At 74.5% G+C, this 21,843-nt stretch carries 17 protein-coding genes; 13 read left to right on the top strand and 4 right to left on the bottom strand.

The genetic code is table 11. From position 1 onward, the window contains the following. Positions 1 to 26 precede the first annotated feature (26 nt). Both FBY24_RS09785 and FBY24_RS09780 read right to left on the bottom strand, forming a co-directional pair. Positions 27 to 2,387 carry a pectinesterase family protein gene (locus FBY24_RS09785; protein ID WP_142160174.1) on the bottom strand — a complete coding sequence of 787 codons (2,361 nt, stop codon included), beginning with the start codon at positions 2,385 to 2,387 and terminating at the stop codon, positions 27 to 29. A gap of 113 nt (positions 2,388 to 2,500) precedes the next feature. Further along, positions 2,501 to 2,962: a redoxin domain-containing protein gene (locus FBY24_RS09780; RefSeq protein WP_142160172.1), complete on the bottom strand. Its 462-nt coding sequence runs from the start codon at positions 2,960 to 2,962 to the stop codon at positions 2,501 to 2,503. 130 nt (positions 2,963 to 3,092) lie between these two features. Here FBY24_RS09780 and FBY24_RS09775 point away from each other — a divergent pair, with 130 nt between their 5' ends. Further along, positions 3,093 to 3,566: a MarR family winged helix-turn-helix transcriptional regulator gene (locus tag FBY24_RS09775; RefSeq protein ID WP_142160170.1), complete on the top strand. Its 474-nt coding sequence runs from the start codon at positions 3,093 to 3,095 to the stop codon at positions 3,564 to 3,566. Between the two features lie 151 nt (positions 3,567 to 3,717). Here the strand turns inward: FBY24_RS09775 and FBY24_RS09770 are convergent, their stop codons facing one another. Beyond that, a complete protein-coding gene (locus FBY24_RS09770) occupies positions 3,718 to 6,297 on the bottom strand; it encodes an ATP-dependent Clp protease ATP-binding subunit (RefSeq protein ID WP_142160168.1) in 2,580 nt (859 codons plus the stop codon). 307 nt (positions 6,298 to 6,604) lie between these two features. Here FBY24_RS09770 and FBY24_RS09765 point away from each other — a divergent pair, with 307 nt between their 5' ends. The 11 genes from FBY24_RS09765 to FBY24_RS09715 all read left to right on the top strand — a co-directional run bounded on the left by FBY24_RS09765 (position 6,605) and on the right by FBY24_RS09715 (position 19,229). Beyond that, a complete protein-coding gene (locus FBY24_RS09765) occupies positions 6,605 to 7,822 on the top strand; it encodes a toxic anion resistance protein (RefSeq protein WP_142160166.1) in 1,218 nt (405 codons plus the stop codon). 43 nt (positions 7,823 to 7,865) lie between these two features. After that, positions 7,866 to 8,375, top strand: coding sequence for a hypothetical protein (locus tag FBY24_RS09760; RefSeq protein WP_142160164.1), 510 nt, complete (start codon positions 7,866 to 7,868; stop codon positions 8,373 to 8,375). Further along, on the top strand, positions 8,372 to 9,709 hold the full coding sequence (locus FBY24_RS09755; protein ID WP_142160162.1) for an AAA family ATPase: 1,338 nt from the start codon (positions 8,372 to 8,374) through the stop codon (positions 9,707 to 9,709). The genes FBY24_RS09760 and FBY24_RS09755 overlap by 4 nt, the downstream gene beginning before the upstream one ends. Continuing rightward, positions 9,706 to 10,980, top strand: a complete 1,275-nt coding sequence (locus FBY24_RS09750) for a hypothetical protein (protein ID WP_142160160.1) — start codon at positions 9,706 to 9,708, stop codon at positions 10,978 to 10,980. Before FBY24_RS09755 ends, FBY24_RS09750 begins: the two co-directional genes overlap by 4 nt. Further along, positions 10,977 to 11,924, top strand: coding sequence for a glutamate ABC transporter substrate-binding protein (locus FBY24_RS09745; RefSeq protein WP_142160158.1), 948 nt, complete (start codon positions 10,977 to 10,979; stop codon positions 11,922 to 11,924). Before FBY24_RS09750 ends, FBY24_RS09745 begins: the two co-directional genes overlap by 4 nt. Continuing rightward, positions 11,921 to 13,051, top strand: a complete 1,131-nt coding sequence (locus FBY24_RS09740; RefSeq protein ID WP_142160157.1) for a hypothetical protein — start codon at positions 11,921 to 11,923, stop codon at positions 13,049 to 13,051. Before FBY24_RS09745 ends, FBY24_RS09740 begins: the two co-directional genes overlap by 4 nt. Then, positions 13,048 to 15,387, top strand: a complete 2,340-nt coding sequence (locus tag FBY24_RS09735) for a serine/threonine-protein kinase (RefSeq protein WP_142160155.1) — start codon at positions 13,048 to 13,050, stop codon at positions 15,385 to 15,387. Before FBY24_RS09740 ends, FBY24_RS09735 begins: the two co-directional genes overlap by 4 nt. Continuing rightward, positions 15,384 to 16,451, top strand: a complete 1,068-nt coding sequence (locus FBY24_RS09730) for a PP2C family serine/threonine-protein phosphatase (RefSeq protein WP_255432321.1) — start codon at positions 15,384 to 15,386, stop codon at positions 16,449 to 16,451. The genes FBY24_RS09735 and FBY24_RS09730 overlap by 4 nt, the downstream gene beginning before the upstream one ends. 74 nt (positions 16,452 to 16,525) lie before the next feature. Continuing rightward, positions 16,526 to 17,803 carry a VWA domain-containing protein gene (locus tag FBY24_RS09725; protein WP_142160151.1) on the top strand — a complete coding sequence of 426 codons (1,278 nt, stop codon included), beginning with the start codon at positions 16,526 to 16,528 and terminating at the stop codon, positions 17,801 to 17,803. Continuing rightward, on the top strand, positions 17,800 to 18,585 hold the full coding sequence (locus FBY24_RS09720) for an FHA domain-containing protein (RefSeq protein WP_142160149.1): 786 nt from the start codon (positions 17,800 to 17,802) through the stop codon (positions 18,583 to 18,585). Before FBY24_RS09725 ends, FBY24_RS09720 begins: the two co-directional genes overlap by 4 nt. Next, positions 18,582 to 19,229, top strand: a complete 648-nt coding sequence (locus FBY24_RS09715) for a vancomycin high temperature exclusion protein (protein WP_142160147.1) — start codon at positions 18,582 to 18,584, stop codon at positions 19,227 to 19,229. The genes FBY24_RS09720 and FBY24_RS09715 overlap by 4 nt, the downstream gene beginning before the upstream one ends. Positions 19,230 to 19,245: 16 nt before the next feature. Here the strand turns inward: FBY24_RS09715 and FBY24_RS09710 are convergent, their stop codons facing one another. Further along, on the bottom strand, positions 19,246 to 20,994 hold the full coding sequence (locus tag FBY24_RS09710) for an ATP-binding protein (RefSeq protein ID WP_142160145.1): 1,749 nt from the start codon (positions 20,992 to 20,994) through the stop codon (positions 19,246 to 19,248). Positions 20,995 to 21,145: 151 nt separating this feature from the next. Here FBY24_RS09710 and FBY24_RS09705 point away from each other — a divergent pair, with 151 nt between their 5' ends. Further along, entirely contained in the window at positions 21,146 to 21,619 is a 474-nt protein-coding gene (locus FBY24_RS09705; RefSeq protein ID WP_142160143.1) for a PPOX class F420-dependent oxidoreductase, read from the top strand. Positions 21,620 to 21,843: the final 224 nt, after the last annotated feature.

Here is a 21,843-nt window from a genome sequence, read left to right as displayed (position 1 = left end):
GTGCCGGGCGCAGCGGTCGGCCGCGGTCAGCCCACCGGGTTCCAGCCGTCGCTGCCGGCCAGGTACGCCTGCGGCGTGTACCGCGCGGCGTCGGCGGCCGCGAGCTGCGGGCGGTTGGTGCCCGTGCCGGCGCCCGGGCCGGTGTTCTTGTACTCGGCGAAGCGCGCCTTCTGCCACGTGTTGCCCGACATGTCGGTCCACGGCTGCGACGTGCGGACGGTCCCGCCGAGCGTGGACTCCCGGAACAGCACCTGCCCGTCGGGGCGCCACGGACGCCCGAGCGTCGAGGCGTTGGTCGCCGAACCGGTGATCGTCGACTGGTAGAAGAGGAAGCCGTACTGACGGGTGGCAGGCGTCGACGCCGCCGTGATCGGGCCGCCCGTGGAGCGCTTGGAGTTCACGGTCGTCCGGTGGAGCACCGCGACGCCGCCGCCGAAGATGAAGTCCACGGTGCCCTCGACGTAGGAGTCCACCACGTAGGCACGGGCCGTCTCGTTGACCAGCAGCGTGTCCTGGTCGCCCAGCAGCCGCACGTTGCGCAGCACGGCCCGGTCGGCCTTGAGGTGCAGCGCCACGGCCTGGTGACCGTCCGCGGTCGTCGTCTCGTCGAAGTCGTTGGCGATGGTGAGGTTCTCGACCTCGACGCCCTTGCCGTCGAGGAACGCCGTCGCACTGTTGAACGTGCCGTGCGTGGCGGCGGAGTTGCCGTAGGCGATCCGCACGTCGGCCGGGGAGGCACCGAGGCCGCGCAGCGTGATGTTCGTCTTCGTGCTGGGCACCGTGACGACCCCGCGATACGTGCCGGGCGCGACCGTGATGACCGTCCGCGTCGAGCTGTTCGACGGCGCCGCGTCGATCGCCGCCTGGACCGTCGTGTACGTGCCCGTGCCGTCGGCGGCGACCGTGGCCTTCTGGCCCGTGCCGACGGTCGAGCCCTGCGGGCCGGTCTTCGCGCGCAGCAGGGCGGGCAGGTCGGAGGCCTTGTCGAGGGTGTACGGGTAGAACGTCGACGCCTCGAACGCGGTGCCTCGGGTCTCCTGCCGGCCGGACGAGCCCGTGACCACCGAACCGCGCTGCACGAGCGTGGCGCTGTCGGTCGGGTAGTAGGGGTTCTTCACGTTCTGGAAGTAGCTGTTCTCGAGCAGCATCTTCGTGCCGCCGCGCGAGAGGTTGCCGTACGAGGTGATGTTCTGCAGCCAGTTGTTGTACAGGTGGGCGTACTGCGCGTTGTCCATGCTGGGGTTGCGCTGGTTCGTGTCGTGGATCCAGTTGTGGTGCATGGTGATCCGCGCGGTGACGTTGGTCGTCCACCCGATCCCGATCGCCTTGTTCCCCTCGCCGATCTCGTTCCAGGAGAGGGTGACGTTCGTCGTGTCCTTGCGCAGGTCGACCAGACCGTCGTTCATCCGCACGATGCGGTTGTGGTCGATCCAGGCGTTCGTCACCGTGTCGAGCCGGATGCCGTCGTAGTCGTACGTCTTGTCGTCGGGGTCGTCGTCCGTCATCCGCGTGTCACGGATGGTGAGGTTGCGGATGATGATGTTCTTCTGGTTGACCGCCCGCAGGCCGCCGTTGGCGATCGTGCCCGTCGTCCCCAGCCCCACGATGGTCTTGTTCGACCCGACGCTGATCATGTCGCCGAAAGGTGCCACGGTGATCGTGCCCGAGACCTGGATGACGTAGGGCTCGGTGGCGGCCGCGTACTTCTTCAGGTCGGCGAGCGTGCTGACCGTGACGGTGGCACCGGCGGCACCACCCGTCGTGCCCGTCGCGAACCCGTCCGCCGCGCCCGTGACCGGCACCGTCGCAGCAGGCGGCGCGACGACGGTCGTCGGCGTCCACTGCATGCGAGCCACGTCGGAGCACGTCTCCTGGACCACAGGCGCGCCGGAGGCGGTCGAGCCGTCCTTGACGGACACGCACCGCGCCGTGCCGACGCTGGTCAGCCGTACCTTGCCGGACGCCGCTGCGGACGCCTGCACCGTCCACGCCTGGTTGGTCTGCGCCCCGGCGCAGCCCCACTGCTGCAGCTGCGTCCCCGAGGTGCTCGTGGCACCGGGGACGTCGACGCAGCGGCCGGTGGCGACGTTGACCATGCGGACTGCCGTCCCCTGCGCCTCGAGGCGCCACTGCTGCCGGGTCGCTCCCGTGGCGCACGACGCCGCCGTGAGCAGGGCGCCCGACGCGGTCGAGCCGCCCGCGACCTCGAGGCACTTGCCCGACGCCGCCGAGCGCAGCACGTACGTGCCGCCGGCCGCGGGCAGGTCGGCCGCGTGCGCAGCTGTGGTCGGGACGACGAGGCCGGCGGCCGTCAGCGCGAGCGCGACGAGGCCGGCGCGCCACGACGGACGGCGTCGTCCGCGTGACGGGGTGGGCTGTGCGGGCACGGGTGCACCTTCCGCGAGGGGGTGGGACGCCTCAGGGTGGCGGCGCGCACCCGCGCCTGACAACGATGAAGGGATTCACCTCACGCAACTCTCATGGCCCTGCCACGGGCCTCTCATGCCCGCCCGTCGGCCACCCGGAGCGCGGCGCGCAGCTCGGCCTCGTCGAAGCTGCGCAGAGGGACGGCCGCGCGGCGCCGGTACGCGACCGTGCCGTCGGCCTCGACGAGGAAGACCCCGCTGTGCTGCAGCGCGAGGAACGTGCCGAGCCCGACCTCGGCGTGCGCGGTGCCGCTGGCCCGCACGGCGGGAGCGCCCGGGTGCCGGCGGGCCACGACCGCCGCCTCGTCGGGGCCGCCGGGCACGACCAGCACGAGCGCCCGGTCGCCGAGCTCGCCGGCGTCCCGCATCGCGACGAGCGCGCGGGCGTGCGACGCGCAGACCGGGCACCCGGCGGAGCGGTGGAAGTACACGACCGCGCCCCGCCCGCCGCGCAGCTGGTGCAGGGTGCCGGTGCCGCCGTCGGGCGCCTGGAGGGCGAGGTCGGGCATCGGTGCGCCGGTGAGGGTCTGGTCCACGGGGCTCTCCTGACGTCGGCGGGTCTACAGTGGGCAACCTGGTTGCTCATATCGTCAACCACACTGCCTAGATCGTCAACCGCATTGCCTACCGGCGCCTGCACCGGCGCCAGGACCTCGGAGGTTCGCCGTGGACGTCGGCCAGGCCCTGCGCGCGCTCGCCGAGGCGTCCGCCGACGACGTGGGCCGCCTGCTGCTGCACGCGTCCCGCGCCGTCACCGGCGCCGTCCTCGTCGAGCTCCACGCCCGCGGGTACGACGACGTGCGCCCGTCCCACGCCGCGGTGATCGCCCAGCTGGACGAGGACGGCACGCACATGGCCGAGCTCGCCCGCCGCACCGGCACCACCCGGCAGGCCGTCGCCGCGAGCGTGCGCGACCTCGTCGCGGGCGGGTACGTCACGACCGCCGCCGACCCCGCCGACGCGCGCGCGAGCGTCGTCCGCCTCACGCCCCGCGGCGCGGACCTGTGCCACGCCGCCGCCGGCGTGCTGCGGCAGGGCTCCGCCACCTGGGGGCAGACGCTCGACGACGAGGGCCTCACCCACCTGCGCAGCCAGCTCGCCCGCCTCGCCGCCGCCGCGGACACCCCACCGGTCAGATGATCGTGAGCGTCTCCGTCGTCGCCTCCCGGATCCCGGCGGCCGACTCCCCGGCATCGTCGGGCAGGAGCCCGCACCGCTGATCGCCGCAGGCGGGAAGGCCGACGGCCCCGGTCCCCCTCGCGGGGGCCGGGGCCGTGGGTGCTGCGGGGCGTCAGGCGGGCGACAGGCCCGTGCCACCGTCGCCGCGGTGGGCGGCGGGCGGGGCCGGCGGGACGTCCGCGCCCGAGCCGGGCGTGCCCGACGAGGCGCCGACACCGATCGGCTCCTTCGGCGTCACGGCACGGTCGACACCGCGGAACGTGAACTCCCCGAGGATCCCCTCGCCCTCGGCGTCCACGACGACGAGCTGGCCGCCGCGCAGGTCGCCGAACAGGATCTTCTCGGACAGCGCGTCCTCGATCTCCCGCTGGATCGCACGGCGCAGCGGCCGGGCTCCCAGGACCGGGTCGTAGCCCTTCTCCGACAGCAGCTTCTTGGCCGCCGGGGTGAGCTCGATGCCCATGTCCTTGTCGCGCAGACGCTTGTCGAGCTTGGCGATCATCAGGTCGACGATCGCGAAGATCTCCGGCTGCGACAGCTGCGGGAAGACGACCGTGTCGTCGACGCGGTTGAGGAACTCCGGACGGAAGTGCGTCTTGAGCTCGTCGTTGACCTTGGCCTTCATGCGCTCGTACGACGTCGACAGGTCGCCGCCGGCCTGGAAGCCGGTCTGGACGCCCTTGGCGATGTCCCGGGTGCCGAGGTTCGTGGTCATGATGATCACGGTGTTCTTGAAGTCGACCACGCGGCCCTGCGAGTCGGTCAGGCGACCGTCCTCGAGGATCTGCAGCAGCGAGTTGAAGATGTCCGGGTGGGCCTTCTCGACCTCGTCGAACAGGACCACCGAGAACGGCCGACGACGCACCTTCTCGGTGAGCTGGCCACCCTCGTCGTACCCGACGTAGCCGGGGGGCGAGCCGAACAGCCGCGAGACCGTGTGCTTCTCCGAGAACTCCGACATGTCGAGCTGGATCAGCGCGTCCTCGTCCCCGAAGAGGAACTCGGCGAGGGCCTTGGCCAGCTCGGTCTTCCCGACGCCGGTGGGGCCGGCGAAGATGAACGAGCCCCCGGGGCGCTTGGGGTCCTTGAGGCCCGCACGCGTGCGACGGATCGCCTGCGACAGCGCCTTGATGGCCTGCTCCTGGCCGACGACGCGCTTGTGCAGCTCGTCCTCCATGCGCAGCAGCCGGCTCGACTCCTCCTCGGTGAGCTTGAACACCGGGATGCCCGTGGCGTTGGCCAGCACCTCGGCGATGAGCTCCTCGTCGACCTCGGCGACGGCGTCCAGGTCGCCGTTCTTCCAGGCCTTCTCCTTCTCGGCGCGCTTGAGGCCGAGCTGCTTCTCCTGGTCGCGCAGGCGCGCGGCCTTCTCGAAGTCCTGCTCGTCGATCGCCGACTCCTTGTCGCGGCGCGTGTTGGCGATCTCCTCGTCCAGCTCGCGCAGCTCCGGCGGGGCCGTCATGCGGCGGATGCGCAGGCGCGCGCCCGCCTCGTCGACCAGGTCGATCGCCTTGTCCGGCAGGTACCGGTCGTTGACGTACCGGTCGGCCAGCGTCGCGGCGGCCACCAGGGCGGCGTCCGTGATCGAGACGCGGTGGTGCGCCTCGTACCGGTCGCGCAGGCCCTTGAGGATCTCGATCGCGTGCTGCAGGTTCGGCTCGGCGACCTGGATCGGCTGGAAACGACGCTCCAGGGCCGGGTCCTTCTCGACGTACTTGCGGTACTCGTCGAGCGTGGTCGCACCGATGGTCTGCAGCTCGCCGCGGGCCAGCATCGGCTTGAGGATGCTCGCCGCGTCGATCGCACCCTCGGCGGCACCGGCCCCGACGAGCGTGTGGATCTCGTCGATGAACAGGATGATGTCGCCGCGCGTGCGGATCTCCTTGAGCACCTTCTTCAGGCGCTCCTCGAAGTCGCCGCGGTACCGGGAGCCGGCGACGAGGGCGCCGAGGTCCAGCGTGTACAGCTGCTTGTCCTTGAGCGTCTCCGGCACGTCGCCGCGCACGATGTCCTGCGCCAGGCCCTCGACGACGGCCGTCTTGCCGACGCCCGGCTCACCGATCAGCACCGGGTTGTTCTTGGTGCGGCGCGAGAGCACCTGCATGACCCGCTCGATCTCCTTGGCCCGGCCGATGACCGGGTCGAGCTTGCCGTCGCGGGCCGCCTGCGTGAGGTTGCGGCCGAACTGGTCGAGCACGGCCGACCCCGACGGCTGCCCCTCGGCGGGGCCGCCCGACGCCACGGGCTCCTTGCCCTGGTAGCCGGAGACGAGCTGGATGACCTGCTGGCGGACCCGGTTGAGGTCCGCGCCGAGCTTGTTGAGGACCTGGGCTGCGACGCCCTCGCCCTCGCGGATCAGGCCGAGCAGGATGTGCTCGGTGCCGATGTAGTTGTGGCCGAGCTGCAGCGCCTCGCGCAGCGACAGCTCGAGGACCTTCTTGGCGCGCGGCGTGAACGGGATGTGCCCCGACGGGGCCTGCTGACCCTCGCCGATGATCTCCTGGACCTGGGCGCGCACCGCCTCCAGCGAGATGCCGAGCGACTCCAGGGCCTTGGCGGCGACACCCTCGCCCTCGTGGATGAGCCCGAGCAGGATGTGCTCCGTGCCGATGTAGTTGTGGTTGAGCATCCGCGCCTCTTCCTGGGCGAGGACGACCACGCGGCGGGCTCGGTCCGTGAATCTCTCGAACATGTGCACTCCTCACGAGCGACGAGCCCCGGTTCGCACCGCACGTCAGGAGGTCGCTGCGGTGCCGACAGGGCGGCGTGGCTTCGATGCTAACGGCGGCCCACCCCCGCACAGGCGCGTGTTCGCCGCGGGCGGAGAGCCGGAGGGCCGCGGCGCGGCGGCCGCGGCGGGCACCCGCCCGCACGACCGGGTGGAACCGGCGCCGGCGGCCGGGCGTTGCGACCTTCGCGACCGGGCGTTCCGGTAGCGTGACCAGGGCCGTCGGCGTCCGACGGCACGCGCGCCGCGAGCGCTCCCGGGAGGACCGTCGATGACCGAGCCCACGCCCCTGCAGCCGCCGGCGCCCAGCGCCGCGTTCGCGCTGGAGGCACCCGCGCCCGTCGCGCCGGTGGCCACGCACGACGCACCGGCGATGGCACCGCGCGTCGACCCGGCCGCGCTGCCGGGCCTGGACGCCAAGGTCGCGGCGTACGTGGCGAGCCTGGAGCAGGCGCAGGCGGGGTCGCCGGAGTTCGCGGCCAAGGGCGACGACGTGCGGATGATGGGCGACTCCGACGTGCGGGCCGCGGCCGACACGTCGAACCGGCTGCTGCAGCTGCCGGTGCGGGCGCTGCGCGAGGGCGGGGTGTCCGGCACGTCGCAGGTGAGCAAGTCGCTGCTGGACCTGCGCCGCACCGTGGAGGACCTCGACCCGTCCGAGCGCACGGTGGGCCGCAAGCTGCTCGGCATCCTGCCGTTCGGGGACTCCCTGACCGACTACTTCCGCCGCTACGAGAGCTCGCAGAAGCAGATCGACGCGATCGTCAACGCGCTCTACCGGGGGCAGGACGAGCTGCGCAAGGACAACGCGGCGCTGAACCTGGAGAAGCAGAACCTGTGGGACACCATGGGGCGGCTCAACCAGTACATCTACGTGGCCTCGGCGCTGGACACGCAGATCTCGGCGGCGGTCGCGCAGGCCGAGGTGGCGGACCCCGAGCGCGCGCGGGCGCTGCGCGAGGACGTGCTGTTCTACGTGCGGCAGAAGCACCAGGACCTGCTCACGCAGCTCGCGGTGTCGATCCAGGGGTACCTGGCGATCGACATCATCATCAAGAACAACCTCGAGCTCATCAAGGGCGTGGACCGGGCGACGACGACCACGGTCTCCGCGCTGCGCACCGCCGTGCTCGTGGCCCAGGCGCTGAACAACCAGAAGCTCGTGCTCGACCAGATCACGGCGCTGAACACCACGACGTCGAACATGATCGCGTCGACGGCGAAGCTGCTGCGCGAGCAGTCGGCGACGATCCAGCAGCAGGCCGCGAGCGCGACCGTCGGGCTGCCGCAGCTGCAGCAGTCGTTCGCCGACGTGTTCGCCGCGATGGACTCGATCGACACGTTCAAGGTGCAGGCCCTGGACTCGATGGCGCAGACCGTCGGGGTGCTGGAGACGGAGACGGCGAAGGCCAAGCAGTACCTGGACCGCGTCTCGCGCGGGGACCAGACCGGCGCCGCGAGCGGGTCGCTCGACCTGGGCCTGCGCTGAGCCGCCGGCGGGACGACGGGCGTGAGCAGGCGGTGAGCGTCAGGTGAGCGCGCTGGGCGACCTCGTCGCGCGCCTGCTCGGGCGCTCGCGCGCGCCGGTGGTGGTGGAGGACCCGCCGCCGACGGCCGAGCAGATCGCCGATGCGGTCCGCGACGTCGAGGCCCGCATCGAGGGCCGGGTGCCCGCGGCGGTGACGGCGCGGGTGCACCGCATCACCGGCACGGTCGAGGACATGGTGCCGCGCCTGGACCGGTTCGGGGTCGGCGACCGGCAGGCGTACACGGTGGTCGCGACGGCCACGAGCTACCTGCCCGAGGCGGTCGAGGGGTACCTGCGCCTGCCGCGGGACTTCGCCGACCGGCGGGTGGTCTCGCGCGGGAAGACGTCGCTGATGCTGCTGTGCGACCAGCTCGACCTGCTGGCGGTCACGCTGGAGAAGATCAGCGACGCGGTGTACCGGGCGGACGCGCAGGCGCTGGTCGCGCACGGGCAGTTCCTGGCGGACACGTTCGGGCAGTCGTCGCTGGACCAGCCCGGGCCGGGTGCGCCGTGAGCACGCTCGCCGCGTCGCTCGACGCGCTGGTCGCCGCCGGGACCGCCGCGGGCCTGGCGCCGGACGCGGTGCGGGACGAGGGCGAGCGGCTGGCCGCGGCGGTCGCGGAGTCGGCCCCGGGTGCCGCGGTCGCGTGGGCCGCGGCGGTGGGCCGGCGCGACGACGACCTCACGGGGTTCTTCGCCGCGGCGGGCTCGGCGCGGCGGTGGCGGCACGCGCCCACCGACCTGCTGGGCGCGCTCGTCGCGGACGCCTCGCCGCACGCACCCGCGTACGCCGACGCGCTGGCCGTGCTCGTCTCGGCCGCGTGCGACCTGGGGACGCCCGACCTGCAGGTGGTCGCCACGGCGTCGGTGACGGCGGCGGTGCAGCGCGCGGCCGCCCCCGGGGGCACGGGCGCTGCCGGGCCGTCGCGTGCCGCGCGCCCGGTCGGCGCGCCCGCCGCACCCGCACCTGCGGCACGCGTGGCGGAGCCCGCGCCGCCGGAGAAGACGTACGACGAGCTGCTGGCCGAGCTCGACGCGCTCGTCGGCCTCGACGCGGTGAAGAAGGAGATCCGCCAGCAGGCGCAGGTGCTGCGCGTCGAGCGGCTGCGCACCGACGCGGGCCTGACCCGGCCGTCGCTGACGCGTCACCTGGTGTTCGTCGGCAACCCCGGCACGGGCAAGACGACGGTCGCGCGCCTGGTCGCCGGGCTGTACCGCGCCCTCGGGCTGCTGAGCAGCGGGCACCTGGTGGAGGTCGACCGGTCCGAGCTGGTGGCGGGCTACCTGGGGCAGACGGCGACCCGCACGACGGAGGTGGTGCAGCGCGCGCTCGGCGGGGTGCTGTTCATCGACGAGGCGTACGCGCTGGCCGACGACCAGTACGGCACGGAGGCCGTGAACACGCTGGTCAAGGACATGGAGGACCACCGCGACGACCTCGTGGTGGTGGTCGCCGGCTACCCGGTGCCGATGGCCCGGTTCCTGCTGACCAACCCCGGCCTGCAGAGCCGGTTCGCGACGACGGTGACGTTCGACGACTACACCGACGCGCAGCTGCGCGAGATCTTCGCCCTGGCCGCGCGGCGTGCGGACTTCGAGCCGTCCGACGCGGCGCTGGACCTGGTCGAGCAGATCGCCGCCGCGCAGCCCCGGCACGAGGGGTTCGGCAACGGCCGCTTCGCGCGGAACCTGCTGGACCGCGCGGTGCTGCGGCACGCGTGGCGCCTGCGCGACGTCGAGGCGCCGACCGTGGAGCAGCTGCGCACGCTGCTGCCCGAGGACCTCGCGACCGACGTCGCCGACGTCGCGCCCGACCTGCCCGTCCCGCCGACCGAGGAGCCCGCGTGAGCACGACCGTGGCCACCACGTCCCCGCCCGCCGCGCCCGGCGGCGCCCCGGCGGGGCACCCGACGAGCGGGTGGCGGTCCACGCCGGGGGGCCTGCGGGTGTGGGGCGCGACCGCGGCGGTCGTCGCCGCGCTGACGGGTCTGCTCGCGCTGACCACCGTCACCAGCCAGGTCGCGGCCCTCGACGAGGCGCGCGACTCCGCGGCGCAGCTCGTCGGGCTGCAGGACGCCCGCAACCAGCTCGTCGCGGCCGACGCCGCCGCCACGACCGCGTTCCTCGTCGGCGGGCTCGAGCCGCAGGACCTGCGGGCCCGGTACGACGCGTCGGTCGACGCCGGGGCGCAGGCGCTGGCGCGGCTGGCGGCCAGCGGGCCGGACGGGGCCGAGGAGCTCGCGTCCGTGACCGCGGACCTGACCACGTACACCGGGCTGGTCGAGCAGGCCCGCGCCAACAACCGGCAGGGCTTCCCGGTCGCGTCGGCGTACCTGGAGCAGGCGTCGACGGTGCTGCGCGAGGACGTCGTGCCGACGCTCGACGTGCTGGTGGCCGCCGAGCAGGACCGGGTCGACGCCGAGCTCGCCGCCGTGCGCACCGCCGCACCGCTGGTGGTGGCCGTCACGGTGCTCGCGCTGGTCGTGCTGCTGGCGGTGCAGGTGTGGGTGGCGCGGCGCACCCGGCGCCGGGTCAACCTCGGGCTGCTGGGCGCGACGCTGGCCGTGCTGGTCGCGGGCGTCGCGGCCGGTGCGGCCACCGGGTCCGCGGCGGCGCGCGCGAGCAGCGTGCACGACGACGAGTACGCCGCGACGGTCGCGACGTCGCAGGCGTTCGCCCTGGTCAACGACGCCCGCTCGCGCGAGGCGTTCACGCTGATCCGCCGCGGCTCGGGCGCGGAGTACGAGGAGTCCTTCCAGGGCAGCGTCGCGCAGGCCCGGACGGCGCTCGAGACCGACGGCGTGCGGCTGGACCCGACGACGCCCGCGCTGCTCGACGCGTGGCTCGCCGGGCACAGCGAGGTGCGGGTGCTGGACGACGCGGGCGACTGGGACGGGGCCGTCGCCCTGGTGACGAGCGAGGAGCCGCAGGCACCGCCGGCCCTGTTCGACGAGCTGTCGGCGGCGCTGTCCGACGCCGTGGCGGCCGGGGGCACCCAGGTCGCGGACGGGCTGCGCCCCGGCGGGCTGGCCGTCGGGTGGCTCGCGGCGGGGCTCGGCGTGGTCGGTGCCGTGCTGGCGTGGACCGGCCTGCGGGCCCGACGGGAGGAGTACCGGTGAGCGCACGCACGACACGCACGGTCGCGGCGGCCCTGCTGGTGGGACTGGTGCTCACCGGCTGCGCGGCCGGCCCGTCCGCGGCCCCGGCGGCAGCGCCCGCGGCGGCCGAGGCACCCCAGGCCGGTCCGGTGCTCGCGGCGGAGGAGTGCGAGGACGCCACGACGTCGTACGCGCCGACGTCCGGCACGGACGTCGGCGCCGGCAGCACGATGGCCGAGATCCGCGAGCGGGGCACCCTGGTGGTGGGCGTCTCGGCGGACACCTTGCAGATGGGTGCCCGCAACCCGTTCACGGGGCAGATCGAGGGCTTCGACATCGACGTCGCGCGCCTGGTGGCGCACGAGCTGCTGGGCGACGCCGACGCGGTGACGTTCCGTGTCATCACGGCCGCGGACCGGATCCCGCTGCTGGAGGCGCACGAGGTGGACCTGGTGGCGCGCGCGTTCAGCATCACGTGCGAGCGGTGGCAGGACGTGGCGTTCTCGGCCGAGTACCTCACGGCCGGGCAGAAGGTGCTGGTGAGCACCGAGTCCGAGGCGACGGGCATCGAGGACCTCGACGGGCAGCGGGTGTGCGCGCCGGAGGGCACGACGACGCTGGACCGCCTGGAGGCGTACGACGTCGAGGCCGTGGGGGCGCCGACGCACTCGGCGTGCCTGGCGCTGTTCCAGCAGGGCCGGGTCGACGCGATCACGGGTGACGACACGGTGCTGGCCGGGTTCGTGGCGCAGGACCCGTACGCGCGGGTGGTCGGCGAGGCGTTCAGCGCCGAGCCGTACGGCCTGGGCGTCGCGGCCGACCAGGTGGACCTGGTGCGGTACGTCAACGCGGTGCTGGACGCGGCGAAGGCCGACGGCACGTGGGAGCGGACGTACGACCGGTGGCTCGGCGACGCGCTCGGCCCGGCACCGGCGCCGCCGGCGTCCGTGTACGGGCGCTCGTGAGCGGCACGGCCGTGGCTGCCGCGAGCGAGGTCGTCGCGCCCGTCGCCCCGGGTCGTCTGGGCGAGGCGGCCCCCGCGGCGGACCTGATGCGGTACCTCGACGGCCTGCTGGCGTGGCTGGACGACCGGCGCACCCGCCTGGACGCGCTGGACACGGCGGCGCAGGCGGCGACGGACGCGGAGCGGTACACCCCGGACGTGGTGCTGGCGCTGACGGTGTGGCAGTCGGTGCGCACGCGCGCGGACGAGCTGCTGGAGGTGTGGGACGACGGCCGGGTGACGGCCGTGGAGCGCGAGCGGATGTCGCAGCTGGTCTGGGGACGGGTCGACACCCGCCCGGGGTCGTCGGCGGTGTCGCTGCCGGAGGCGGTGACGCTGTGCGACGCGATGGTCGCGGCGCTGCGCACCCGGCTGGCGTTCGACCCGGACTCCGCGGACGTGGTCGGGCGGCTGCGCGGGCTGCGGGCGGCGCTGGTGCGGGCGGAGGACCTCGCGTCCGGCGACGGCGAGGCGGTGGGCCGGCTGGCGGCGCTGCGCGAGCGCGAGGAGCGGCTGTCGGCGCAGGCGGCGCGCGGCGGCGACGTGTCCGGTCCGCTCGCGGAGCTGGAGACGCGGGTCGCGCACGCGGAGCGCGACCTCATGGTCGCGGTGTCGCAGCGCCGGTCCCTGACCCGGGTGCGGGCCGACGCGCTGGCGACGGCCGCGGCGCTGGAGGCCCGCGAGCCCGCGCTGCACGAGCTCGCCGACCGGTGCCGCCGCGAGGTCGCGCACCCGCCGCGGAACGCCGTGCCGGACGTCTCGCGGCTGGGCCCGGTGCCGGACGACCGTGCCGGCCTGGACGCGTTCGTGGCACGCCTCGACGCGGTCCGGCGCGCGCTGGACGCCGCCCAGGAGGCGTACTCCGAGCCGCTGCGGGAGCGGGCGCGCCTGCGCTACCGGCTGGGCCAGGCGGTGGCGCTGGCGGCGGGCAACGGCCGGGACGCGTCGCCGACGGTCCGCGCCGCGCACGACGAGGCGCGCACGGCCGTGGAGACCACCCCCTGCGACGTCGACCTGGCGCGCGCACTCGTCGAGCAGTACGAGCACCTCGCCCGGCCGCTGCCGGGCGGACGAGGAGGAGCCCGATGACCAGCACGACCGCCTGCCGCGAGGCCGGGTGCACGGGCCGGTACGAGGACGGCTGGTGCGACGTGTGCGGCTCGCCCGCACCCGCCGGCGCGGCGTCGACCAGCACGGGCACCACCAGCACGGCCACCACGGGCACGGCGACCGGTGCCGCGCGCACCCCGTCGTCCATGCTCGGCACCGGCATCGCCGCGGGTGTGCCGACCCCGGGCGCCGCCGGCGACCCGGACGCCGAGCGGTCCACCCGCACCGGGCGGACGAGCTCGACCCGGCTGGCGTCGGCCGCCCTGGGGTCGGCCCGCACCACGGCGACGGGCACGCGTGCGACGCGGCGGCTGGGCACGTCGTCGACCCGCCTGCGCCGGGCCCGCCTGGGCGCGGGCCTGACGACGGTGCCGCCGGCCCCCGTGGCGGACCCGCTGCAGGCCGTGATGGCCGACCCGCAGGTGCCCGAGCGCAAGCGGTTCTGCGCGGCGTGCGGAGAGCCCGTGGGGCGCGGGCGCGAGGGCGTGCCCGCGCGCACCCAGGGCTTCTGCGCGCAGTGCGGGGCGCGGTTCGACTTCGACCCGCGCCTGGCGCCCGGCACGCTCGTGGGCGGGCAGTACGAGGTCGTCGGCTGCCTCGCCCACGGCGGCATGGGCTGGATCTACCTGGCGCGGGACCGCAACGTCTCGGGCCGGTGGGTGGTGCTCAAGGGCCTGCTGAACACGGGCGACGCGGACGCGGTGCAGGCGGCGATCTCGGAGCGGCAGTTCCTCGCGCGCGTCGAGCACCCGCTGGTCGTCGAGATCTACAACTTCGTCGAGCACGACGGCGACGGGTACACCGTCATGGAGTTCGTCGGCGGCCGCTCCCTCAAGGAGCTGCTGACGGACCGGCGCGAGGCCGCCGGGCGGGTGGACCCGCTGCCGGTGGACCAGGCGCTGGCGTACGTGCTGGAGGTGCTGCCCGCGTTCGGGTACCTGCACGACCTGGGCCTGCTGTACTGCGACTTCAAGCCGGACAACATCATCCAGGCGGGCGACGCGCTCAAGCTCATCGACCTCGGCGGGGTGCGCCGCATCGACGACGAGCACTCGGCGATCTACGGCACGGTGGGGTACCAGGCGCCGGAGGTCGCGGAGGTCGGCCCGTCGGTCGCGTCCGACGTCTACACGATCGGCCGGACCCTGGCGACGCTGGTGCTGGACTTCCGCGGCAACACCACGACGTACGTGGCCGCGCTGCCCCCGGTCGAGGACACCCCGGTGTTCGCGCGGTACGACTCCTTCTACCGGCTGCTGGCCAAGGCGTGCGCGCCCGACCCGTCGGACCGGTTCGCGACGGTCGACGAGATGCGCGCGCAGGTGCTGGGCGTGCTGCGTGAGGTCGTCGCGGCCGACCGCGGCGCCGGGGACCCGCCGCTGACGAGCGCCGCGTCGGTGCTGTTCGAGCCGCCGACGACCGACCAGGTGGAGCGCCCCCTGGCGTGGGACGAGCTGCCGGCCCTCAAGGTCGACCCCGACGACCCGGCGGCGGGCTGGCTCTCGGGCGTCAACGTGGCCGACCCCGTGCAGCGCCTGGCCGCGCTGGCGGACGCCCCCGCCGACACGGTCGAGGTGCGCCTGCTGCGCGCGACCACGGCCGTCGAGGCCGGCCGGCCGGAGGTCGTGCGCGAGGCCGTCGAGGCGGTGCTTGCCGAGGACCCGTGGGAGTGGCGGGCGGTGTGGACGCAGGGGCTGGCGCAGCTCGCGGCGGGCGATGCCGTGGCGGCGCGGGCGTCGTTCAACGCGGTGTACGGGCAGGTGCCGGGTGAGCTGGCGCCGAAGCTGGCGCTGGCGGTGGCGTGCGAGACCTCGGGCGAGCCGTTCGTGGCCGAGCAGCTCTACGCGACGTGCGCGTACGCCGACGCCAACTACACGGCGCCCGCGGCGTTCGGGCTGACCCGGCTGCGGCTGGCGGCGGACGACGTCGACGGTGCGCTCGGTGCGCTCGACCTGGTGACCGCGACCCGCAGCTCGTACCCGGACGCCCGCCTGCTGCGCGCCCAGGTGCTCGCCGGCGCCCGCCGGGACCTGCCGTCGCTCGCGGCCGCGCTCGACTCCGTCCGCCCTGTGCCGCTCGACCCCGCGGCCCGCGCGGCGCTGCGCACGGCGGTGCTGACCACGGCCCTGGACGTGGTCGCCACGAGCGGGCCGGTGCCGGGCGTGACGCTCGACGGCGCCGCCGCGACCGAGGGCGACCTGCGCACCGCGCTGGAGGGTGCGCTGCGCGAGCAGGCGGCCCTCGTGCCGGACCGAGCCGACCGGGTCGCGCTCGTGGACCGCGCCAACGCCGTCCGCCGGTGGTCGCTGTGGTGACCGTGACGACGTGCCCCGCCTGCGGCGAGGGCGCGGGGCCGGGGGCCCGGTTCTGCGAGGCCTGCGGCGCGCCGCTGGCCGCACCGGCGGCCTCGGCGCCGACCGCGCCGGACGACGGGACCGCCGTCGACGGCGGCGCCCCGAGCACGGCGGCGTGCCCCGCGTGCGGCGGTGCCGTCGCACCCGACGGCTACTGCCTCGCGTGCGGCACCCGGGCGCCGTCGGCGCGGGACAGGTACGAGGAGCGCGCCGCCGCGCACGTCGCCGGCGTGACCGACCTGGGGGTGCGCCGACGCCGCAACGAGGACGCCCTCGCCCTCGGCGTCGTCGACGACGTCGACGTGCTCGTGGTGTGCGACGGGGTCGGCTCCGCGCCCGACTCCGACAAGGCGGCGCTGGCCGCGGCCCGCGCCGCCCGCGACGTGCTCGTCACCGGCGTCGGGGCCTCCCCCGCCCCGGAGCCCGACCCGGACGCGTGGTCGCGGCTGCTGGTGCTCGCCGGGGAGGCCGCGGACCGCGCCGTCCGCGACGCCGTGGCCGACGCGGCCACGCGCGAGGACCCGCCGTCGTGCACGTTCGTCGCGGCCCTCGCCTCCCCCGGCCTGGTGGTCGCCGGGTGGCTGGGCGACTCGCGCGCGTACTGGCTGCCCGACGACGGCACGCCCGCGCAGCTCACCGAGGACGACTCCCTGGCCGCCGAGCGCGTCGCCGCGGGCATGAGCCGGGAGGAGGCCGAGTCCGCGCGGGACGCGCACGCGATCACGCGCTGGCTGGGCGTGGACGCGCCGACCACGACGGCGCGGACCGTCGCGGTGCGCCCCACGGGGCCCGGGTGGGTGCTCGCGTGCTCGGACGGGCTGTGGAACTACGCGTCGGCGCCCGAGGTGGTCGCCGAGCAGGTCCGCGCCGCCGTGGCCCGGGTCGGCCCGGACCCGGCGGCCCTCGCCCGTGACCTCGTCGCCTGGGCCAACGCGCAGGGCGGCCACGACAACGTCACCGTCGCGCTCTCCCGCCTCGACCGCGCGGCGCCCGGTAGCCTCCCAGGAGGGCCGCCGACGCCCTGACCGGCGCCGTCGCCGCCGACCCCGCCCGCCCGTCGTCCGTCCTCACCCACCGTCACCGCCGAGGAGCCAGCACCGTGGCCACGTTCCGCGCCGAGGTCTTCCAGAACGAGTTCCTGCCCGACGGCGGGACGGACGCGCACGCGATCGTCACGGTCACCGCCGAGGGCGTGGGCGGGGCGGCGACCACCGCGGGCGGCGTCGCCGAGATCATCATGGTCGACACGTCGGGCTCGATGACCGGTCAGACGCTGGCCGCGGCGAAGCACGCCGCGCAGGTCGCGCTCGACCACGTCCCCGACGGCACGTGGTTCGCGATCGTCGGCGGCAGCCACGTCGCGCAGCGCGTCTTCCCGTACCCCAACGCCCCGGTCGCGATCGTGCAGATGGAGCCCCGGGCCCGCGCGGAGGGCAAGCGGGCCGTGGAGCGGCTCGTCGCGCAGGGCGGCACGGCGATGAGCACGTGGCTGCGGCTGGCCGACCAGATCTTCGCCACCCAGCCCGCCGCGACGCAGCGGCACGCGATCCTGCTGACCGACGGCAAGAACGAGTCCGAGCCGCGGTCCGAGCTCAGCGCGGCGATCCGCGACGTCACGGGCCGGTTCCAGTGCGACGCGCGCGGCGTGGGCGCGCACTGGCAGGTCGACGAGCTGCGCGAGGTCGCCACGGCGCTGCTCGGCGGCGTCGAGCTCATCGCCGACCCCGCCGGCATCGCCGACGACTTCCGCGACCTGCTGACCGCGTCGATGGCCCGCGGGGTGGCCGACGCCCAGCTGCGGGTGTGGACGCCGCAGGGCGGCCAGGTGCTGTTCGTCCGCCAGGTCGCGCCGACCGTCGAGGACCTCACGGCCCGGCGCACGGCGGTCACGCCGCTGATCGGCGCGTACCCCACCGGGGCGTGGGCGGACGAGTCCCGCGACTACCACGTGGCCGTCCGCCTGCCGTCGAAGCCGGTGGGCTCGGAGCAGCTCGCCGCGCGCGTGCAGCTCGCCGTGGCCGACGAGGTCGTCGCGTCGGGCCTGGTCAAGGCGGTCTGGTCGGACGACTCGTCGCTGACGGCCCGGATCAGCCCCGAGGTCGCGCACTACACCGGCCAGGCCGAGCTCGCCGACGTCATCCAGGAGGGCCTGGCCGCCAAGGCCGCGGGCGACGAGGCCACTGCGACCGTCAAGCTGGGCCGCGCCGTGCAGCTCGCCAAGGAGACCGGCAACGCCGAGGCCACGTCCCGGCTGCGGCGCGTGGTCGAGATCGACGACGAGGAGCACGGCACCGTGCGCCTGAAGCGCAGCGCGTCGAAGCTCGACGAGATGGCGCTGGACACCGCGTCGACCAAGACGAGCCGGGTGCGTCGATGAGCACGGTCGTCTGCCCCGACGGGCACGTCAGCGCGTCGACCGACTACTGCGACGTCTGCGGCGCGCCGATGCCCGCCGGCGGCGCCGCCCCGGCCGCGCCCGCCGCAGCGTCGACCACCTCCGGGTCGCCCGCCACGTGCCCCCACTGCGGCACGCCCGCCGCGCCCGGGGCGCTGTTCTGCGAGGGTTGCGGGTACGACTTCACGACCGGTGCGACCCCGGTCGCCGGGCCCACGCCGCTCGCTCCCCCGACCCCGCTCAACCCGCCGACGCCCCTGACGCCGCCGTCCGGCACCCCGGGCCCGGCGGCCCCCGGGCCCGCCGCGGCGACGACCCCGCCCGCACCGGTCCCGTCGCCCGCCCCGCGCGTGCCGGGCGAGGACGCCTGGGTGGCCGAGCTGTGGATCGACCCCGACTGGTACGCCGAGCAGCAGCCCGAGGACCCGATGCCCTCGGTGGGCCTGCCGGTGCTCGTGCCGCTGCGCGAGCGCAGCGTGCTGGTCGGCCGTCCGTCGGTGTCGCGCAACATCCGGCCCCAGGTCGACGCGGGTGCCGACTCGGGGGTCTCGCGCCGGCACTGCCAGCTCAACACCGACGGGTCGCGCTGGTGGGTGGAGGACCTGCAGTCGTCCAACGGCACCTACGTGGCCCGCGTCGGCGCACCGCTGCCGAGCACGCCGATCCCGCCGGGTCAGCGCCACGAGCTGCAGGACGGCGACCGGCTGTACCTCGGCTCGTGGACGCGCCTGGTGGTGCGGCGGGCCCTGCCCGGCGAGGCATGAGCCCGGCCCGCACCGCCGCCCGGACGCCCCGCACCCCACCGGCGGCGCGTGCGGCGCGCCGTCGCCGGGCGCTCGTCGCCCTCGCCGTCGCCCTGGTGCTCGCGCTGGCGCCGTTCACGGTGGTGCAGGCGGTCGGCCAGCGGTACGTCGTGCCCGACCCGGCCGACGTCCCCGCGCGCCCGGTCGCGCTCGTCCTCGGCGCCGGGCTCACACCCGCCGGCACCCCCACCCCGTACCTCGCCCGCCGCCTCGACGCGGCCGTCGACCTGCTCGACCGCGGGGTCGTCACGACGGTCCTGGTCAGCGGCGACCGCTCCGGCCCCGACCACGACGAGCCGGGCGCCATGCTGACGTACCTCGTCGAGCACGGCGTCCCGGCCGAGGCCGTGGTCCGCGACGACGAGGGGTTCGACACCGTGAGCAGCTGCGTACGCGCCCACGACCTGCTCGGCGTGGACGCCGCCGTGGTGGTCACGCAGGACTACCACCTGCGCCGGGCCCTGTTCTCGTGCCGCACGGCAGGCATCGACGTCGTCGGCGTGGGCGTCTCCGCGCAGAGCGCCCGCCCCTGGCAGGCCGTGCTCTGGCACGCCCGCGAGCTCCCCGCCTCCACCAACGCCGCCTGGGACGCGCTCAGCAGGTAGGTCCGCGTCGATCGGGTCAGGCTTCTGGGGCAGCCAGCACGTAGAAGAATCCTCGGCCGGTCCGCGCGGACCGACCCGGCGCGAGAAGGCCATCCTCTTCGAGGCTCTGCAAGAGGCGATTCACGTTCGTCGCGTTCGTTCCGACGATGGAGCCAAGCTCGGTGGTGCTCACCCTCCCCCGGTGGCGCGCCCACGCCATCGCGACCTCCGCACGTTCCGGCGCGCGTCGCGGTGCCCCGATCGCGTCCGCTTCCTCCTGGAGCACAGCCCACGTCGGGGCTGCCAGACGCCAAGCCTCGGGTGCGCCAGGTGGCGTCCCGTTGACCGGCTCGATCACGGGTCGCCCGTCGACGGTCACGCCGCGCAGTCTGTGCAACGCGGCCTCCGTCTCCACGTCGCTCATCTGCAGGATCGGGCTGGCCGCAGCGACGTCGATCCACCAGGTGTCCACGAGTCGACGCAGCAGGAGCAGGACGTTGAGCTCGTTCCGCGCCTCGCTCGGCATCAGACGGGTGAGCAGCCCGATCCATGCCTCGTCCAGGGGATCTCCGACGAGAGCGGCCCGCACGAACGGTCCTGGGATCTCACTGATGCTCGGCGGCGGGTATCCGACGGCGATCATGTCCCGCACCATGCGGTCGACGCCGATACCTTCCCGCTCTGCCAGGTGCAGGTCTGCGAAGAGCTGTGCGAGCGCCCGGTTCCGCTGCTGCGACGGGTGGGTGATGATGTTCTCGGGCGTCACTCCTCCGACGAAGCCGCCGGGAGAGTTCACGACCAGCGAGCGACCGACGTGCTCGACGACCGTGGGCCCGGCGGACGCCAACTCGCGGTGGACGACGCCGTTCACGATCGCCTCGCGGACGGCCGCCGCAGGCAGTTCGGGAACCCGCGCGATCACGAAGCCGCGCTGGACGTGCCTCGTCTCGTTGAAGGCGTCGACGTTCTCCTCGACACGTTCGATCTCTTCCAGGAGGGACATCCCAGCCTCACGCACGCGGCGTCGGCTGTCGCCGCCTGCGACGGCGCGTCGGATGTAGTCAAGAGCGGGCTCGCCGCGCCCGACGAACGCCAGCGCGCCTGCGTTCGTCAGATATCCGTCGGTCGTCACCACGTTGAGACGCCGGAGGAGGTCGTGGTCCGTGGCACGCGCCAGGTCCAGCTCCCGCGCGCCGCCCGCACGGTCGAGGTGCCGGCGTGCCAGGTTGAGCGCCTCCGGTCGCACCCGGTCGACGGGGACGTGGGAGCTCTGCTCCGACCAGTCGTAGCGGTCTCGTGTCATGCGCCGGGCGTGCCAGGTCGATGCGTCGACCTCGACGCATCGATCATTCACTCTCCAGGTGACGCGACCGTTCACCCGCACCGGCTCGATGGCCTGCGGCGACCGGATGACGAGGAGTCGCACGCCTCGGACGAGCGCCTCACTCACATCCACCGTGAGTCGGCGGTCGGTGAGCGCGTAGATGCGTTCGCGCAGCCACTGTCCGTCGAGTTCGGCGCCCATGAGCGAGCCGTCGTCGCACACACCGACGACGAGTGCACCTCCGCCGTCCGTGTTGGCCATGCATGCCGCCTCCGCGGCGAGCTTCTGAGCAGCCGCCTCGTTGGTGCGCGCCCCTGGCCTGACGATGCCACCGGGACCACGGCGGCCGGCCTCTTCCTTCAGGTCGACGTGGACGCTCTCAAGTTCCGCGGCGTCACCACGCTCCAGTCGATCGAGCACCTCGACGACTGCCTGGTGAACGGGGTCGACCCCGAAAACCATCACGCCTCCTTCCGCCGCGCTCACCCCACGATGGTTTTTCTCCGTAAACCATCATGCCAGATGCCGGATGGCGCCTCCCCACCTCGTTTCGCCGCCCTGGCGAGCCGCCACCGCGCTGCGCGCTCGCACCGACCCGACGTACCGTGCCTGGATGGGACGCACCATCGCCACCACCACGCCCGTCGACCTCGCCGCGCTGCTGGACTTCGTGCGGCCGCGGCACCGCATGCTGCTGGTCACGACCCGTCGCGACGGGCGCCCGCAGGTCTCGCCGGTCAGCGGGGGCGTGGACGAGCAGGGGCGGATCGTCGTCTCGACGTACCCGGGCCGGGCCAAGACGCGCAACGCCGAGCGGGACCCGCGGGTCAGCGTGTGCGTGCTCTCGGACGAGTGGGACGGCCCGTGGGTGCAGGTCGACGGGTCCGCGCAGGTGCTGCACATGCCGGAGGCGGAGGACGCGCTGGTGGACTACTTCCGCTGCATCGCCGGCGAGCACCCCGACTGGGACGAGTACCGCGCCGCGATGCGTCTGCAGGGCAAGAGCCTGGTGCGTCTCACCCCCGAGCACTGGGGCCCCCTGGCCACGGGCGGCTTCCCCGCCGACGTCGCCGAGCGCCTCGACTGAGCAGCCCACCGCTACCGTCGGACAACGTCAATACTGCGACCGAGCAGTCGCTTCACGCAGGACACTCGTCCAATAAGCAACATCTGCGCGCGCGCGTCAGTAGTCTCCAAGTGCCAGACAAACTCACGCACTGAAAGGCTATTTCCTTGCACACTCGTTCGACGCACGGACCATCCGGATCACAACGCCCGGCCGCGAGGTCCATAGCCCTTGCTCTCGCTGTC

The organism is Cellulomonas sp. SLBN-39, from assembly GCF_006715865.1.
Taxonomy (GTDB): Bacteria; Actinomycetota; Actinomycetes; order Actinomycetales; family Cellulomonadaceae; genus Cellulomonas.
The sequence above is the reverse complement of the archived record's forward strand: the minus strand, read 5'-3'. Positions and strand labels throughout refer to the sequence as shown.